Below are 15,267 nucleotides of genomic sequence, written 5' to 3' on the forward strand. Positions count from 1 at the left end.
AACGTGGGGGGCAACGCCAACGTGGGGGACAACGCGGAAATCCTTGCGCCGCAACACGTCCTCACCATCGGCCCAATCGGCTCCGAGGGTGTCACTGTCACCCTGCACCGCACTGTCGACGGCCATGCCCTGCACGTCGGGTGCTGGCAGGACGGCACCATCGACGGACTCATGGCTGAGGTTGAGCGGCGACGGTCGGACCGTGAGGGCTGGGATGAGCGGTGGACGGCCGAATATGAGGCGCTGGTGCCGCTGCTTCGTTTGCGCGCCAACAGTTTCCACGCGGCGGTGGCGGATGTCTGACTCAACGGATCGTGCGGACGAGCTACTGGCGGAACTCGGCGGGATCGAATGGCGCTACGCGTGGCCGAATGGTGAGCCTGATTGCGTTGGCACCGTGCTCGACGGCGAGCACCCATTGTTTGCCGTCAGCGACGGTATTGCCGTTGCCGAGTCACACACTGCCGAGTTCATCGCCGCCGCACCGGAACTCGTGGCCGCCCTTCGCGATGAGGTGAAGCGGCTGGAGGCGACCGTGGCAGGCCACGTCGGCGAGGTAGCAGCGATGGCCGACTGGCAGGCGAGAGCACGGCGGGTGATCAATGCGGCTGATGTCGTGTTTGAGCCAGTGCCACTTGGCAAGTCGGTGCACCATGAACTCGATCGCAAGCTGTCCGTTCTGCTCAACGCGCTGGTGTCGGGCGACTTCCGGGAGGTGCAGTCGTGATCCATCGGTCGGCCGGTTTGGTGTCGGTGCAGGTGTTGTCGGAGGAGGAAGAGGAGGAGTGGGACGAGTTGCCGTTGGCTGAGTGCGTGTCCCGAGTCCTCGCCGCGGATCCTGATTTGCCGCCAATCTCGGAGACGCAGGCCCAGATGATCCTGGATACCGTGCCATCCCCCGCATCCTGGATCGGCGGTTAGCTGTGGTCGCCAACGACGACATCGAGGCTCGCATCTCCTGGTTCCGCGGCGAGCTGCTGTCCATCGACGGCTACACCGCGTCAGGTCTGGCCCTGCACACCACCCGACATCGCGCCCCATCAGGCAAGTGGGTCGTCACCGGCGGCACGTCGACGACCGCTGACATCATCCTGCGCCGACGACACGACATCGACGAGAGCACAGGGCAATACATGCTCGGAGTGGCGTGATGGCTGACTGGGAGTTGTTCGCGCTCGGCCGATCCGACTTCGGGATCTCCGGGGCGAAGAAGCGGCATCGGCAGGCGATGCAGGCCGACACGATCCTTGCGGCCGCCACAATCCTGCACTACTGCTGCGACATGTGGGCGCAAGCCGCGCACGGCGGCACCTACACCGCCATGGCCCGACGACACTGCGGGCCCGGAGCGGTCCGCCACATCGTGCACCTCGCCAACCAGCAGGCACTCATCAACGCATGGGAGCAGGCACACAGCGAGGCAACGCTGTTCGGCGGTGGTGCGTGATGGACGCAGAGTTCATCCTCAAGTCGCTCCGACGCCACCACCACACAGCCGCGATCGTCCCCGAGATCACCATCGAGGACTTCGACCTGCCCGACACCAACGAACCGACAGACCACCTGTTCATGTCCGGGACCGGGACACCGGAGGGCCACAAGCTCAATCGGAGGATCGACGCCCTCATGTTCGAGTCACTCATCCGCACGGCCATCGAGATCAAGGTGTCTCGCGCCGACTTCAATCGCGACACGTACTGGAAGAGGCGAGCGTGGATGAGGGTCTGTCACCGATTCGTCTACGCGGTCCCGCACGACCTCAACGTGCAGGCCCCCGCCGGTTGTGGGCTGTGGCGCGTTGACGACCACGGGATAGTCACCGTCGCAACAAGAGCCGTCATCTCGAAAGTGCCAGACCCGCTACCGCAGACCGTTGTCCAACGACTGGCCTACAGAGCAGCACAAGGCGGTGCGTGATGGGTGTCGGCGACTTCCCGCGGTGCATCCGATGTGGGCGTGTGATCAACGCGTGGGGGCGCGTGTGTGCGGTGTGTTTGGCAACGAGAAGAGAGGAGTGAAATGCGCATCAGGTCAACGAAGCCCGAGTTTTGGAGATCGGCCCGAATAGCGTCCGTCCCATGGGATGCCAGACTCGTGCTCAAGGGGCTCGAATCCTATGTGGATGACAACGGGGTGGGCCGCGATGATATCGCATTGATCGTCGGCGACGTGTTCTCTCGCGACATGCTCGCGAACCCTCGCGAGACTGTCGCGAGGGTGTCTGAAGCTATTTCCCTTCTCCACCAAGCCGGATTGGTGTGGCGGTACGAGGCCGAAGGCGATCGTCTGATCTACATCTCCTGGTGGGAATCAATCCAGCGCATCGACCGACCAGGAAAGGGACGTTTGCCCAGGCCAGACGGCACAATCGATTACAAGTCGTCAGAAATTCGCGAGAGTGTCGCGAGCCCTCGCGAGAGTGTCGCGCCTGGAACAGGGGAACAGGGGAACAGGGGAACAGGGGAACAGGGATCTCCTCCCGCAGTTTCTGACGTTCCCTCACCAGCGCGCGTGAGCGCGGAAATCGTGCGCGCCCAAGATCCGTCACGCGGCACCTCCCGAGCGAGCAAACGTCTCGCCGAGCTCAACTCCACCGCCCGCAGCTCTCAGGCCGACGAGTTCGCCCGAGCGTTCGGCCAATGGGCCGGCGGGGGAATCCCTCAGCAGACGCTCATCGAGATCGCCCAGGAGGTTGACCCGCTGATCGCCGACGGCATCGATGCCCGACAGATCGCCGACGGCATCAAGCGCTGGCACGCATCCGACCGGCTCTACCCGTCGCAGATCCCCACCTTCGTCGCCAAGGCGGCCAGAAGACCCGACGGCGCGCAGACCAAGGCCACCCAGCGCGCCGCCGACACCCTCACCATCGCCGACCAACTCATCGCCGAGTTCACCCAGGAGATCGCATGACCACCAACCCGCCAGACTGGGCGATCAAGGCCGCAGGAGCGGCCCTCTCCAGGGCCGAGATCTTCGACGACCGCGTCACCGCCGACCGGGCCCGCATCCTCGCCTGGGCCGAAGCCCTCGCCACGTACGGGATCGAGCAGGCCGACGCCATCGCAGCCGTCACAGCGCACTACCAGCGCGCCGGAGCCGACACTCCCAAGCCGGGGGATGTCATCGCCGAGGCCCGCAAGATCCGAGCCGAGCGAGCCGAACGCGAGAAAGCCGAAGCCGTGTCCGCATTGCCGACCGCCGTAGTGCCCCCTGATCGACAGCTGGGCGGCCTACCGATCGCCAACGTGGATGGAGAGCCCATCTGGGACGCATACGAGGAACACGGGGCAATCAGCCGCATCTGCCCGACGTGCGACGCCCAGCCGAACGAGGGGTGCGTCAACCTCGCCACCGGTGGCGACCGCAAGATCCCGTGCGTCGCACGGCTCAAGACACCGCGAGGTGCAGCGTGACCGTCGTCATCACCCTGCCGTTCAGTCGGCCACCCCTGCGACCCAACGAGCGCCCCCACTGGGCGCGGAAGGCACGCATCATCAAGCAGATGCGGGAGATGGCCGCCATCCAGGCGAGGCTGGCCAAGGTCGGACCACAGGAACCCTCGGTGGTCACTGCCATCTGGCACGCCCCCGACCGCCGCCGCCGCGACACCAGCAGCCTCGACCTGCTCATCAAGGCCAGCATCGACGGACTCGTAGACGCAGGACTCTGGCCCGACGACAACCCGGCGCACGTCGTCGAGACACGATGCCGGGTCATCCCTGGGCCCAGCACCTCACCGCGCATCGAACTGCACATCACCCCAGCCGACACCGCCGACCTCGAGCTCGCCGACCGATACCAGCGCGAAGGAGACCACCAGTGAACATCCTCAATCGGATTGCGTCTTGGCGCCCAATCCATCGCGTAATGCACTGGTGCTGCGAGGTTCCCGTCATTGCGTTCGTGGACGGCGGCGAACCAGGAAGTCGGGTCACCGGGTATCTCGTGGTCGACGGCATCCACGTCGACTTCACGGGCACCATCATCGACCCAGAGGCGCCATTCGAGGGCGACGAGGAGGACCACGCATGAACATCACGACCGAACTCGACAACGGCGGCCGCATGCCATCCCGCGCGCACGGCTGGGACGCAGGAGCCGACCTCCACGCCAGCCATGCGGCAGTCATCCACAGGGGGAGGACAGTGCTCGTCGGAACCGGTGTGCACGTCGACATCCCACCCGGATACGCGGGATTCATCCACTCCAGATCCGGTCTCGCCGCGCGGCATTCCGTGTTCGTGCTGAACGCTCCTGGGGTGATCGACTGCGGTTACACCGGCGAGCTGAAGGTGATCCTGCACAACGCGGGCGGCTATGACTACCAGGTCGATGCTGGTGATCGGATCGCGCAACTCATCGTGTCCCGCGTCGAGATCGTCACCTTCACGCGGGGCGAGATCGTCCGGTCAAGTCCGCGCGGTGCCAACGGATTCGGAAGCACAGGTGCCCGATGATCGAGTACGCAATCCGGCACACGAAGTCGGGGCGAGTCCTCGGTCAGGCCGGCGGAGGAACGTTCAGTACACGGGAGCAAGCACAAGACGAGGCCGACCGTGTCACTCAGGTCAGCACATCGCCGTGGGAAGTGGTCGAACGGCACATCTCCGACTGGGTACAGGCAGGTGCCCAATGATCAACCCCGAGGATCGTGTGCTCGACGACATCGATCGCCTCGTCGATGAGCAACTCGCACAAGAGTCGTCCGGGTATGACCACAACGTGAACCAGCCGCGGTGTTGGCACTGTGGCCGGGACTGGCATGGCATGCCGTTGACCAGCCGGATCGAGTATCTACGCATGGTCGCCGCGGTCGGCTACAGCGTCGACCGGGAGTTGGCCGAGTACCGGGCGGAAGAGGACGACTCCGAACTGCTGTGTCCTGGGTCGACATTCATCGGACCGCGACGACCAACCACACGCGACCAGATGAAGGCGCACGCGTTGCGGACGAGCCGCGGCACGATCATCGACTTCAATATCACGCCCGGCTCAGAAGCCGTAGCGCAGTACCGCGAGGCGTGGGAAGGGTGGGAAAGGATGACGGAAGCGGTCACTGCTGCCAGAGACCCGATCCGGTGGGCGTTCAACCAGATCGGCGACGCATTCCGCAGCCTCGAACAGATCATCGGGGCGCCGGAGCGGCAACCCCGATTCCGGCACGGCGCGGTGGCGATTGATCGGGATGTCGTTCTGCTCCGAGACCTCGCCGACGACGTCTCCGTGGATGCCGCCGATCCCGGGCCCGACACCCCGCAACAGCGTGCCCTCCCACGACCATCCACCACCCCACCCATGTGGACAGCCCGCGCCGACGGACGGAGACGGCGATGACCGACCGCAGTGGACTCTTCCTCGACCGCCACGGACAGAAGCGGCTGTGCGCAACGCTGCTCACCATCGAGCAACACCTCGACGACCTCGCCGACGCCATCACCCGACAGTCCCGACCCACCCGCCCCGACACCACCGCGTACCGCCGGCGCAAGAAACTCGACGGCCGAGCACCCGGTGACGAAGGCGCCCAGCACGTCGCCGACGGACTGAGCGCCACACTCACCACCGCCATCCGCCATGTGTGCGAGACCAGAGCACTCGCCATCCCCGCCGGATGTAGGTCAATGGTCGGCATGTGCCGATGGTTGCGCGCCAACATCATCACCTTCGCCATGACCGAGGGATGCACCGACTGGGCGGGCGACATCGAGGCGTGGGGTCAGCGCGTCCTGGCCGTCATCGACCTGCCACCCGACGACTACACCCGGATCGACGAAGCCCGGGTGCAGGCGGCCAACCGGCAGTGGGTGACACTCTCGACGATCGATGTCGTGGCACGCCGGCTCGGAGACCTCGGCCAGGGGCTCAACGAACGTCGGCTGCGCACACTGATCAGCCGAGACCTCATCACCCCCGACCGCGAGGACCCCGACAGTGGCACGAAGTTCTACTGCCTGGGCGATGTCCTCGACGCCCACCATCGACACGCCCGCCGCAGACGGGCAGGCTGACCCCTTACGTCAGGGGTCAGTGCTAGGCTTGCGCCTGAGCGACCGATGACCCCGCAAGGGCTCGGTCGCTCAGTCGTTTCCGGACCGAGGGACGCGCCAGTGCCACCACGCAAGACCACCACGCAACGCGGACTCGGATGGCGACACCAACGCGACCGAGAACGACTCCTGCGCAACCACGTCGACGGCACGCCCTGCTGGTGGTGCGGAGAGCCCATGCACCGCACCCAAGCCCTCGACGCCGACCACAGCAACCCCCGCGACAAAGGCGGCACCAAGGCCGACCGCCTGCTCCACGCTCCCTGCAACCGAGCACGCGGCAACGGCGACAGAGACCACCTGAGGCCGGCCCTGACCGGCACCCCCACCGAGCGCGACGACCGCGCCCAATGGCTCCTCCTGCCCTGGTAGAGACCACCTCAGACCCCCACCCCCCTCCAATCATCGGAGGGGGGTCACCCTGACCCTCCGGTCGGCCAGTCAGGCGTTTTTTACGGGCGGCCGGGACTCACGTGCGAGACGCCCGGGCTGCTGAGCCCCGACCCGCCAAGGAGGCATCGTGACGATCCCTCTGATCGGTGCCGGCGGACAGGCGCTGTACGACTCGCTGTCGCAGGACGGCGATCCGGCGAGCCTGACGGCGCTGATCACCGAGGCTGCGCGGGCGAAGGACCGCCTCGATCGGCTGCACGCGCTGATGGCCGGCGACGACAACGTGTGGATGCACCTGGTGCCGAGTCGCGGCAACGCGGAGGTGCTGGAGATCCGCATGGATGCGGCGCCGCAGGAGGCTCGCCAGTTGGCGACGGTGTTCCGCCAGTTGCTGGTGGAGATCGACAGGCGTCGCGGAGGGGATGAGCAAGGGTCGGATGACCTCGATGGCATCTGACACCTCGGTCGACATCGACGGCGAGTTCGAGGATCTGATCTCGCGGGAGTTCCCGGGCCTGACGGGCCGGCAGACGCCGCAGCATCTGTCGGTGTTCGACGGGGACCACACCGACGGGGATCGGGCGATCGAGCTGGCGCGCCGTCTGCGGTCGCGTCCGTTCCCGTGGCAGCGCGATTGCATCCGGGATGTGATGTCTCGGCGCCCGGACGGGACGTGGACGCACCCGGATGCGGTGATCGTGTGCCCTCGGCAGAACGGTAAGTCCGAGGTTCTGATCGTCCGGATCCTGTTCGGCATCCTGAAGCTCGACGAGACGGTCATCTTCACCGCCCAGCGGTGGACGACGGCCGAGGACATCTACCTGCGGACCATCACGCTGATCGAGCGGTCGGCGTCGTTCCGGCGACTGGTCTCGAAGAAGACCTGCTCGCAGGGCCGCGGCGTGATCAAGCTGTCCACGGGCGGCCAGGTGGTGTTCACGACCCGCTCGGCGGACGCCGGTCGCGGTCTGACGAAGATCGATCTGGTCATCTACGACGAGGCGTACAGCCTGACTGACGGTGAGATGTCGGCGTTGTCGCCGGCGCAGCTCGCCGCGGCCGATCCGCAGACGATCTACACGTCGTCGGCGGTCAATCAGGACATCCACAAGGACGGCCTGGTGCTGGCGTCGATCCGCGAACGCGGTCTGGCCGGCGAGATCGACCTGTACTTCGCCGAGTTCTGTGCCCCGCCGGGCATGGATCGCGACTCGGAGGAGGCCTGGGCGGCGGCGAACCCGTCGTATGGGGTGATCCAGAACGCGACCAAGGTGCGGAAGCTGATGCGCGGCTTCTCGACCGCGGCGGGCCGCAAGTCCTTCGACGTCGAGATCCTGGGATGGGGCGACTGGCCGTCCACCGACGAGGTCGACGAACTCGACCCCATCTTCGACCTGGACGCATGGAAGGCGCAGCAGGTCACCGAGCTCCCGAAGCCGGGCCACTCGGCGATTGTCATCGAGATGACGCCGGATCGGTCGCATGCGTACATCGCGGGTGCGGTGCGGACAGGCGGGAAGATCCACCTCGAGCTGGGACTGGTGGCGAAACCTGGTCCGCGGGTGCTGAATGCGGCGATTGGGCTGATCGGCCGTTGGGACCCGGTCGCTCTGGTCATCGAGTCGTACTCGCCGGCGGCCTCGATGCTGCCGGAGCTGCGGACTCGCGGGATCGAGCCGGAATCGGCGAACGCGCAGAAGCTGGCGCAGGCGTTCGGCGGGCTCGAAGATGCGATCGAGGCCGGCACGGTCACCCATTCGGGCGACCCGCTGATCATCGAGGCCATCGAGACCGCGCACAAGCGGGTGTTCCAGGGCGGCGGCTGGGCCGCTGACCGGATGAAGAGTGACCTTGCGGCGGTGATCATCGCGATCGCGTTGGCGCACTGGGCGCTCCGCACGTTCGACGTCAAGAAGCGAGCATCGGCGAGCCCGGTGCATGTCCCGTCCGGGTCTACCGCACGCAACGAAACATCCGGCCTGCTCTCGGCCGGGTTCTGACAGGAGGGTGATGACGGCAACGTACGACCGCGGGTATGTCGTCGACACCCTGCTGGGCACTTTCAACTTCAACGAGATCCCGGAGCTGCAGCACGGGCTCGATCTCGCTGTGTACGAGCGGATGTCGCGCACCGATTCGCAGGTGATCGCAATCATGCAGGCGGTGAAACTGCCGGTGATGCGCACGCGGTGGCGGATCAAGCCCGCGGGCGCCCGGCCCGAGGTGGTGGCCCTGGTTGCTGGCGATCTCGGCCTGCCGGTGGAGGGGACCGACGACGATTCGGTGCCCCGATCGCGTGGCCGGTTCTCGTGGTCCGAGCATCTGGAGCAGGCGCTGTCGATGCTGGACTACGGTCACGCGTTCTTCGAGCAGGTGTATCGCCTCGAGGACGGCCGGTACCACCTTCGGAAGCTGGCGCCGCGCCCACAGAACACGATCACCGACATTGAGGTGGCCCGCGATGGCGGGCTGATCGGCATTCGGCAGTCGGGCTGCCGAATGTCGGTGCGCCAGTTGGTGGCCTATCGCTACCGCAACGCGCCCGGCGACTGGCGCGGTCAGTCGATGCTGCGGCCCGCGTACAAGAACTGGCTGATCAAGGATAAGTTGCTGCGCGTCCAGGCCCAGACGATGGAGCGCAACGGCATGGGCATCCCGGTGTACACCGGGGGGCCCGAAGAGGACGACCTGTCCAAGGGGCAGGCGATGGCGAACGAGTACCGCGCCGGAGACTCGTCTGGCGCAGCCCTGCCATTCGAGGCAAAGCTCGAGCTCAAGGGCGTCTCGGGCGCACTGCCCGACATCGGCGCGGTCATCCAGTATCACGACGAAGCAATCGGCCGCGCGGCCCTGACGCATTTTCTCAACCTCGGGAGCGCTGCTGGATCTTGGGCTCTCGGCACCGCGTTCTCCGACTTCTTCACCATGACGTTGCAGACCGTGGCCGAGCGGGTCGCCGACGTCGCAAACAAGCACATCGTCGAGGACATCGTCGACCTGAATTTCGGGGCTGACGAACCGGCGCCCCGCCTGGTGTTCGAGGAGATCGGCTCGCGCCAGGTCGCCGACGCCGGATCGCTGACCGCGCTGATCAACGCCGGCGTGATCACTCCGGACGCCACCCTCGAGACCGACACTCGGTATCGCCTTGGCCTGCCGTCGAAGCCGACCGGTGCGGAGACTCCGACGTCGACGCCGACCGAGGTGCAGACGAAGGTGCTCACGGTGGGCACGCTGATCCGTAGCGGCTTCACACCGGAGGCGGCGCTCGATCTCGTGGGCCTCGACCCGATGGAGCACACCGGCCTCCTGCCGGTGACGGTGCAACGCCAGGACCCGTCCGCCGACGTCGACGGTTACGAGTCCGGCGTGCTGCCGGCGCCACCGGTGGCCGCGGCCGCCGACGACGTGGAGGTGGACGAGTGAACGCGCCTGTTCTCAAGACGATCCCGGACGTCGAGCTGATCAAGGTCGGCACGTGGCCGGCGTCCACTGGCGAGTGGACGGTCACTCCGGAGGACCTACAGGCGGCCGTTGCAGCGGTCGCCTCGCCATCGGTTCGGCGCCCGGTGCTCAAGCTCGGACACACCGACACTCGTTTCGACGGCGAGCCCGCGGTCGGCTGGGTCGACAACATGCGCGTGTCCTCCGATGGCTCAACGCTGCTCGGCGACTTCAAGGGTGTTCCCGCATGGCTCGCCGATGTGATGGCGTCGGCATACCCGGACCGGTCGATCGAGGGCGCGTACAAGCACCGCGACCAGACCGGCCATGTCCACGACTTCGCGCTGACCGCGGTCGCGCTGCTCGGCGTGGAGTCTCCGGCGATCGGGACACTCGAATCTCTGCAGGACGTGGCGCGCCTCTACGGGGTGGCGGCGGCCGAACCTACCGGAAAGACGGTGACAATCACGATGACTGGTGCCAAGACTGTCTCGGCCGCCGAGACCGACACCGGCTCGACGCCGGAGGGGACGGACGATACCGCCGTCGGCCCCGACGTCAGCATCTCCGATGTCCAGCGCAGCTTCTACGACGAGGTCGCGAAAGACAACTGGTGGTGGATCGAGGAGATCTACCTCAACCCGTCCGAGGTCATCGCTGCCGATGACGAGGGCGAGGGCAAGCTGTGGCGCGTCCCGTTCGACATCGCCGACGGCGATGTCGCCTGGGGCACTCCGCAAGAGGTGAAGCGCGAGTACGTCGCTGCCTCGCATCGCACATCCATCAAGTCCTGGGACTCGGCCGATCTGTCGCGTCCACGAGACATCTACCCTCGCGCGGTGAAGGCCGCGGAGGCGGAAGGAGAGACCGCCATGGCTTTCACCGACGACCAGCTCGCGCAGCTCCGCGAGGCCCTGGGTCTCGCCGAGGACACAACCGACGAGGACTTCTTCACCGCGCTGCTCGACAAGGTCACCGCACCCGACGAGAGCGAGGCTCCGGCCGACGGGGAGGCGCCCGCCGCGGTAGCCGCCCGTCTCGCCAAGGCGGGCATCTCCACCATCGAGGCCGCGGCACTCGCGGACCTCAAGGTGCGGGCCGCGCGCGGTGACGAGGCAATGACCCGCCTCGAGGACGAGGACCGCGCTCGCCGGGTCGATGCCCGCATCGCCGACGGCGCCATCCATGCGAGCCGCCGCGATCACTGGCTCAAGCAGCTCAAGGCCGACCCCGGCGCCGCCGCGGTTCTCGACGGTCTCGAGGCAAACGTCATCCCGGTCGCCGAGGTGGGCACCAGCATCGCCGCCTCCGAGGCGTCCGCCGACGACGCCTTGTACGCAGCACTCTTCCACGGTAAGGAGGCCTGATCATGGCCGAGTTCTCCCCCCTCGCACTGCCCGGCACCGCCCAGACGTTCACCGCCAGCGCTGCCGTCACCGCCGGCCAGGTCGTCGAGATCACCGGCGCCCGCACCGTCGCTCCGACCTCGGCGGCCTCGGCGAAGGTCTACGGTGTCGCACTGTTCGACGCCGCCAACGGCGCCAAGGTGACCGTGTCGTCCGGCGGCGTCTACGAGCTCGCCGCATCGGGCGCGATCGCGGCGGGCGCACTCGTCGTGTCGGCGGCGTCCGGAGCTGTCGCGACCATCGGGTCCGGCACCTTCGATCAGGCGATCGGCATCGCCGAGTCCGCCGCCGCCAGCAACAAAGTCCGAGTCAAGCTCTTCCGCTAAGGCGCTGCACACCAACCAGAAAGGGGCTGTCATGGCCTACACGTACCCGCCTGCCGCGCCGACCATCTCGGGCGACAAGGTCACCATCTCGACGTTCCTCAACAGCCCGACCCTGGTGTCGCGCCGCATCCGTGAGCTGGCCGAGCAGCGGTTCATCGCCGACGCCCTGCTGACCGCGCGCCTGCAGGTGTCCGGCGGTGCCGTGCTGTACGAGCAGGGGGAGACCATCTTCTCCGACCGGGCACCCGAGTCGGTCGCTCCCGGCTCCGAGTACCCGCTCACCACCAACAGCCACGGCACCCCGCAGCTGGCGAAGACCGAGAAGTGGGGCCAGGATTCGCTGGTCACCGACGAGTCGATCTCGCGGCAGAACATGGACCCGGTCAACCGGGCCCTGACCAAGCAGGTCAACCACCTGGTGAAGACCGTCGACTCGCTGGCCCTGTCGGCGATCGCCTCGGTCATCGACGGCACCAACAGTGCGGCCGCCGCCGCGGTCTGGGATGGCTCCTCGGCGAAGATCCTGTCGGATGTCTTCGACAGCGTCGCCAAGATCCGCGCCCTGAACGACGGCTTCGAGCCCGACACTCTCGTGGTCACCGATCTGATGCTGGCAAAGATCATGGCGGACAAGGATGTCGCCGCCTACCGCGCCCGCGAGGACAAGGCGAATCCGGTGTACACCGGCGACTTCCCGGTCATCGGCGGCGTCCGCATCCTCGCCTCGCCGAATCTGCCGGCCGCGAAGACCGCATACCTGGTCGATACCGCCCAGCTCGGCGGCATGGCCGACGAGAAGATCGGCGGACCGGGCTACTCATCGCAGGGTGGTGTCGGCGTGGAGGCCAAGAGCATCCGTGACGACGACCGCGACCAGTGGCGCATCCGCGCCCGCCGCGTCACCGTGCCGATCGTGCTCGAGCCGAAGGCCGTGTTCGCCATCACGGGGGCGATGACCTAATGACCGCTGTGATCGTGACGGCCCCGGTTGTCCTCGTCACCTACGACGACGGGCTGGTGCAGTACCAGTACCAGTCGGTCGTGCCGGTAGAGGTCCCCGAGGCCGAAGCTGCCCGCCTGGCTCATCTGGGCCTGGTCACCGTCACCGACGTAGACGACGACGAACCGATCTCGGAGGACGTTCCGGCCTCCGTCAACCCGCAGGCCACGGGAAGCCCGGAGCGTCCGCCGCGATCGGGATCCAAGGAGGCATGGGTCGAGTACGCCGTGTCGCACGGTATCGACCGCCAGCTCGCCGAGGACAGCACGAAGGCCGACCTCATCGCCGAGTTCGACTGAGGGGGGGGTGACCAGTGGCCGACTTCGCGACGCCGGAGCATCTTGCTGCATATTGGCGGCCACTGGCCACCGCCGAGCAGGGCCGCGCGACGACACTGCTTGGCTACGCTGCGATGTTCATCCGCCAGGAGGCGCCGGACATCGACGAACGGATCGCCGCCGACCCCAACCTCGCCGAGGCGGCGCGGTGGGTGTCGGTCGACATGGTCGCCGACGCGATGGCGATCGCCCCGAGCCATCGAGGCAAGCTCGCCTTCGCCGAGGCGAAGGGGCCGTTCAACCAGTCGGCCACCTTCGACGCCGGCCAATTCGGCAGGCTCCGACTGACCGACCAGCACCGCAAGGCGCTGGGTCTCAACACCGGTGACCAGCCGACATGGAAGTTCGGGGGTGAGTCATGCCTGAGGTGGTGAAGGTCATCACGCCCGACCCGGGCGTGGTCGACGAGGACAACAACCCGGTTGGCGGACCGTTGGCCTCGGTTGAGATCGAGGGCTGCCTGGTCGCACCGGTGGCCGGGACCGAGAACGAGACGCTCATCCGCAACGGACTGACCACCACGGTCCAGGTGATCTTCCCGCTCGGCACCGTCGTCGGCGCACGGGCGGAGCTCGAGATCCGCGGCGAGACATACACCGTCGACGGATATACGCCTGCCTGGGACGCCGGCCTCGAAGGCCAGTCCGACGATCTCGGCGGGCTGGTAGTCAACGCGACATGGAGTGAGGGCTGATGGCCAAGGGTGGTCAGTTCGACCTCAACCGTGGCGACGTCCGCAAGATCCTCCAGGGCGATGCGGTCGCCGCAGTCGTCAGCGAGGCCGCCGAGCAGATCGCCGACGGCGTCCGCGACATCGTTGATGACGACATGGAAGTGCAGGTCTACCCCTACGTCCTCGACCGCGCGGGCGCGAACGTCGTCATCGCCCATCCGGGCGGCCTCGGTATGCAGGCCAAGCGCGGCGCATTCACCCGCGCCGCAGCGCGACTGGGTCTGCAGGTGAAGAAGCGGTGACCGTGTGGGTGCCGCGGGACGTCCTCGCGGCCGTGAAGCCGTTCCTCGCCGCCGAGATGGGCGTCGAGGTGCGGCAGAACATCCCGCCTGACTACAAGGCCAGCGACCCGGTGTTCCTGCTCGTCGCGAATGACGGCGGTCCGATGGCCTGGCCGGTGGCGACCCGGCCGACATTGCGGCTCACCGCATTCGCCGCGGGCCGCACCGAGGCCGTGAGGGTCGCCGGCAAGGCGATGGGCCTGCTGTTGTGTCGCCGTGTCCCCGGGATCGCCCACGTGGCCCCCGGGATGTCGATCATCGACGACCGCGACGACAAGACGAAGGCGTTCTTCGCCTCCACGACCGTGCTCATCACCCTGCGCACCGCCGCGCTCTGACCCAAGTTTCAGGCCCGCCGACCTCGGTGGGCTTTTTTCATGCCCGCCTGGGCATCTCGCCCTTGGAAAGGGGAACAACATGGCAACCGTCAACCCGAATGCCTCCCACATCTGGGACGAGACCGAGGTGTACCTGATCCCGCCGAGCGCGGTCGTGGGCGACATCGAGGACCTGGTCCCCGCGAGCGTGAACGATGAGCTCGACGCGATCATCGACGACCACTTCCTCGGCCTGATCGACGCCAGCACCGGCGTCGGTGTCGCCCCGGAGATCGAGATCACCCACTACGACGGGTTCGGGCATTCCCGCTACCGCAGCAAGGCGAAGAAGGGCGCAGTCACCACCACCGTCAACGCCTACGAGGAGAACGACGTCACCCGCAGCCTGTCGCTGGCGGGCTCGACGTCCGGTAAGTGGGGCGCCCCGCGCAGCCAGTACCGGCATGCCGTGTACGTCTCGCGCGACGAGACCCCCGACGGCACCTGGGTGCGCATCCTCATCACCATCAAGCCCGCGCTGATCGAGAACTCCGCGCACGGCGGCATGGTCGAGGGCGAGCAGGAGGCCCGCGAGTTCACCGTGCACCACGCCAACGACCCCAACGGCGACGTGTTCTTCGTCGTCGAAGGATTCGAGGGCGTCGGCGCGGCCACCCGAAACTGGACCGCCACGGTCACCGGCACCCCGACCGGCGGCACCTTCACCCTCACCTACAAGGGCAAGACCACCGCGGGCATCGCCTACAACGCCGCACCGAGTGCGGTGAAGTCGGCACTCGTCGCGCTCGACGACGGTTACGACGCCAGCGATTGGACCGTCGGCGGCTCGGCCGGCGCCTACACCATCGCAGCCCCGACCGAGGGTGTGCTCACCGCGAACGGTGCCAGCCTCACCGGCGGCACCACTCCCGGCGTCACCGTCGCAGCCGCATAGGACCCTGCCGCCTGGTGGAGTGCA

Annotated in this window: 25 protein-coding genes; all 25 read left to right on the forward strand. The window is 67.1% G+C overall.

The features are described from left to right. Nucleotides 1–303 (forward strand): hypothetical protein (locus GD1_RS24990; protein WP_169798182.1); only part of this gene is annotated, 303 nt, incomplete at its 5' end. Continuing rightward, a complete protein-coding gene (locus GD1_RS07965; protein ID WP_157079404.1) occupies nt 296–727 on the forward strand; it encodes a hypothetical protein in 432 nt (143 codons plus the stop codon). The genes GD1_RS24990 and GD1_RS07965, both read left to right, overlap by 8 nt. A gap of 196 nt (nt 728–923) precedes the next feature. Next, nucleotides 924–1,151: a hypothetical protein gene (locus tag GD1_RS07975; RefSeq protein WP_059036620.1), complete on the forward strand. Its 228-nt coding sequence runs from the start codon at nt 924–926 to the stop codon at nt 1,149–1,151. Next, on the forward strand, nt 1,151–1,447 hold the full coding sequence (locus GD1_RS07980; RefSeq protein WP_059036621.1) for a hypothetical protein: 297 nt from the start codon (nt 1,151–1,153) through the stop codon (nt 1,445–1,447). The genes GD1_RS07975 and GD1_RS07980 overlap by 1 nt, the downstream gene beginning before the upstream one ends. After that, the gene (locus GD1_RS07985) at nt 1,447–1,917 is read left to right on the forward strand and encodes an MmcB family DNA repair protein (RefSeq protein ID WP_059036622.1); all 471 of its coding nucleotides are present in this window, start codon (nt 1,447–1,449) and stop codon (nt 1,915–1,917) included. The genes GD1_RS07980 and GD1_RS07985 overlap by 1 nt, the downstream gene beginning before the upstream one ends. A 594-nt stretch (nt 1,918–2,511) precedes the next feature. Further along, a complete protein-coding gene (locus GD1_RS24640; RefSeq protein ID WP_059036623.1) occupies nt 2,512–2,913 on the forward strand; it encodes a hypothetical protein in 402 nt (133 codons plus the stop codon). Beyond that, nucleotides 2,910–3,416: a hypothetical protein gene (locus GD1_RS07995; protein ID WP_059036624.1), complete on the forward strand. Its 507-nt coding sequence runs from the start codon at nt 2,910–2,912 to the stop codon at nt 3,414–3,416. The genes GD1_RS24640 and GD1_RS07995 overlap by 4 nt, the downstream gene beginning before the upstream one ends. Further along, nucleotides 3,413–3,826: a RusA family crossover junction endodeoxyribonuclease gene (locus tag GD1_RS08000; RefSeq protein ID WP_059036625.1), complete on the forward strand. Its 414-nt coding sequence runs from the start codon at nt 3,413–3,415 to the stop codon at nt 3,824–3,826. The genes GD1_RS07995 and GD1_RS08000 overlap by 4 nt, the downstream gene beginning before the upstream one ends. Further along, nucleotides 3,823–4,035 carry a hypothetical protein gene (locus GD1_RS24645; protein WP_157079405.1) on the forward strand — a complete coding sequence of 71 codons (213 nt, stop codon included), beginning with the start codon at nt 3,823–3,825 and terminating at the stop codon, nt 4,033–4,035. The genes GD1_RS08000 and GD1_RS24645 overlap by 4 nt, the downstream gene beginning before the upstream one ends. Then, nucleotides 4,032–4,460: a dUTP diphosphatase gene (gene dut, locus GD1_RS08005; protein ID WP_059036626.1), complete on the forward strand. Its 429-nt coding sequence runs from the start codon at nt 4,032–4,034 to the stop codon at nt 4,458–4,460. The genes GD1_RS24645 and dut overlap by 4 nt, the downstream gene beginning before the upstream one ends. Nucleotides 4,461–4,656: 196 nt before the next feature. Next, the gene (locus GD1_RS08010; protein WP_059036627.1) at nt 4,657–5,337 is read left to right on the forward strand and encodes a hypothetical protein; all 681 of its coding nucleotides are present in this window, start codon (nt 4,657–4,659) and stop codon (nt 5,335–5,337) included. Next, nucleotides 5,334–6,011, forward strand: a complete 678-nt coding sequence (locus GD1_RS25410; protein ID WP_244882585.1) for a hypothetical protein — start codon at nt 5,334–5,336, stop codon at nt 6,009–6,011. The genes GD1_RS08010 and GD1_RS25410 overlap by 4 nt, the downstream gene beginning before the upstream one ends. 216 nt (nt 6,012–6,227) lie before the next feature. After that, nucleotides 6,228–6,422, forward strand: coding sequence for a hypothetical protein (locus GD1_RS25660; protein ID WP_307190337.1), 195 nt, complete (start codon nt 6,228–6,230; stop codon nt 6,420–6,422). 148 nt (nt 6,423–6,570) lie between these two features. Then, on the forward strand, nt 6,571–6,900 hold the full coding sequence (locus tag GD1_RS08025) for a hypothetical protein (RefSeq protein WP_244882588.1): 330 nt from the start codon (nt 6,571–6,573) through the stop codon (nt 6,898–6,900). Then, nucleotides 6,890–8,443: a terminase large subunit domain-containing protein gene (locus tag GD1_RS08030; RefSeq protein ID WP_157079406.1), complete on the forward strand. Its 1,554-nt coding sequence runs from the start codon at nt 6,890–6,892 to the stop codon at nt 8,441–8,443. Before GD1_RS08025 ends, GD1_RS08030 begins: the two co-directional genes overlap by 11 nt. 10 nt (nt 8,444–8,453) lie before the next feature. Further along, entirely contained in the window at nt 8,454–9,869 is a 1,416-nt protein-coding gene (locus GD1_RS08035; RefSeq protein ID WP_059036630.1) for a phage portal protein family protein, read from the forward strand. Then, on the forward strand, nt 9,866–11,254 hold the full coding sequence (locus GD1_RS08040; protein ID WP_059036631.1) for a hypothetical protein: 1,389 nt from the start codon (nt 9,866–9,868) through the stop codon (nt 11,252–11,254). Before GD1_RS08035 ends, GD1_RS08040 begins: the two co-directional genes overlap by 4 nt. A gap of 2 nt (nt 11,255–11,256) precedes the next feature. After that, nucleotides 11,257–11,619 carry a capsid cement protein gene (locus GD1_RS08045; RefSeq protein ID WP_059036632.1) on the forward strand — a complete coding sequence of 121 codons (363 nt, stop codon included), beginning with the start codon at nt 11,257–11,259 and terminating at the stop codon, nt 11,617–11,619. A gap of 31 nt (nt 11,620–11,650) precedes the next feature. Then, entirely contained in the window at nt 11,651–12,580 is a 930-nt protein-coding gene (locus tag GD1_RS08050; protein WP_059036633.1) for a phage major capsid protein, read from the forward strand. Further along, on the forward strand, nt 12,580–12,918 hold the full coding sequence (locus tag GD1_RS08055; RefSeq protein ID WP_059036634.1) for a hypothetical protein: 339 nt from the start codon (nt 12,580–12,582) through the stop codon (nt 12,916–12,918). The genes GD1_RS08050 and GD1_RS08055 overlap by 1 nt, the downstream gene beginning before the upstream one ends. 14 nt (nt 12,919–12,932) lie before the next feature. Beyond that, complete coding sequence (locus GD1_RS08060; protein ID WP_083533962.1) at nt 12,933–13,331, forward strand: Gp19/Gp15/Gp42 family protein; 399 nt, start codon at nt 12,933–12,935, stop codon at nt 13,329–13,331. Further along, nucleotides 13,316–13,651, forward strand: coding sequence for a hypothetical protein (locus tag GD1_RS08065; protein ID WP_157079407.1), 336 nt, complete (start codon nt 13,316–13,318; stop codon nt 13,649–13,651). Before GD1_RS08060 ends, GD1_RS08065 begins: the two co-directional genes overlap by 16 nt. Beyond that, nucleotides 13,651–13,932 carry a hypothetical protein gene (locus GD1_RS08070; protein WP_059036637.1) on the forward strand — a complete coding sequence of 94 codons (282 nt, stop codon included), beginning with the start codon at nt 13,651–13,653 and terminating at the stop codon, nt 13,930–13,932. Before GD1_RS08065 ends, GD1_RS08070 begins: the two co-directional genes overlap by 1 nt. Continuing rightward, on the forward strand, nt 13,929–14,309 hold the full coding sequence (locus GD1_RS08075) for a hypothetical protein (RefSeq protein ID WP_059036638.1): 381 nt from the start codon (nt 13,929–13,931) through the stop codon (nt 14,307–14,309). Before GD1_RS08070 ends, GD1_RS08075 begins: the two co-directional genes overlap by 4 nt. A gap of 79 nt (nt 14,310–14,388) precedes the next feature. Beyond that, nucleotides 14,389–15,243 carry a hypothetical protein gene (locus tag GD1_RS08080; RefSeq protein ID WP_059036639.1) on the forward strand — a complete coding sequence of 285 codons (855 nt, stop codon included), beginning with the start codon at nt 14,389–14,391 and terminating at the stop codon, nt 15,241–15,243. Nucleotides 15,244–15,267: the final 24 nt, after the last annotated feature.

Source organism: Gordonia desulfuricans NBRC 100010 (genome assembly GCF_001485495.1).
GTDB classification, from domain to species: domain Bacteria; phylum Actinomycetota; class Actinomycetes; order Mycobacteriales; family Mycobacteriaceae; genus Gordonia; species Gordonia desulfuricans.

Excerpts from the sequence above, each read along its gene's own strand:
- dut (WP_059036626.1), top strand. The coding sequence starts at position 4,032 with ATGAACATCACGACCGAACTCGACAACGGCGGCCGCATGCCATCCCGC.
- GD1_RS08035 (WP_059036630.1), top strand. The coding sequence starts at position 8,454 with ATGACGGCAACGTACGACCGCGGGTATGTCGTCGACACCCTGCTGGGC.
- GD1_RS07980 (WP_059036621.1), top strand. The coding sequence starts at position 1,151 with ATGGCTGACTGGGAGTTGTTCGCGCTCGGCCGATCCGACTTCGGGATC.
- GD1_RS08070 (WP_059036637.1), top strand. The coding sequence starts at position 13,651 with ATGGCCAAGGGTGGTCAGTTCGACCTCAACCGTGGCGACGTCCGCAAG.
- GD1_RS25660 (WP_307190337.1), top strand. The coding sequence starts at position 6,228 with ATGCACCGCACCCAAGCCCTCGACGCCGACCACAGCAACCCCCGCGAC.
- GD1_RS08050 (WP_059036633.1), top strand. The coding sequence starts at position 11,651 with ATGGCCTACACGTACCCGCCTGCCGCGCCGACCATCTCGGGCGACAAG.
- GD1_RS07995 (WP_059036624.1), top strand. The coding sequence starts at position 2,910 with ATGACCACCAACCCGCCAGACTGGGCGATCAAGGCCGCAGGAGCGGCC.
- GD1_RS08045 (WP_059036632.1), top strand. The coding sequence starts at position 11,257 with ATGGCCGAGTTCTCCCCCCTCGCACTGCCCGGCACCGCCCAGACGTTC.
- GD1_RS25410 (WP_244882585.1), top strand. The coding sequence starts at position 5,334 with ATGACCGACCGCAGTGGACTCTTCCTCGACCGCCACGGACAGAAGCGG.
- GD1_RS08030 (WP_157079406.1), top strand. The coding sequence starts at position 6,890 with ATGGCATCTGACACCTCGGTCGACATCGACGGCGAGTTCGAGGATCTG.
- GD1_RS08055 (WP_059036634.1), top strand. The coding sequence starts at position 12,580 with ATGACCGCTGTGATCGTGACGGCCCCGGTTGTCCTCGTCACCTACGAC.
- GD1_RS08080 (WP_059036639.1), top strand. The coding sequence starts at position 14,389 with ATGGCAACCGTCAACCCGAATGCCTCCCACATCTGGGACGAGACCGAG.
- GD1_RS08065 (WP_157079407.1), top strand. The coding sequence starts at position 13,316 with ATGCCTGAGGTGGTGAAGGTCATCACGCCCGACCCGGGCGTGGTCGAC.
- GD1_RS07965 (WP_157079404.1), top strand. The coding sequence starts at position 296 with ATGTCTGACTCAACGGATCGTGCGGACGAGCTACTGGCGGAACTCGGC.
- GD1_RS07985 (WP_059036622.1), top strand. The coding sequence starts at position 1,447 with ATGGACGCAGAGTTCATCCTCAAGTCGCTCCGACGCCACCACCACACA.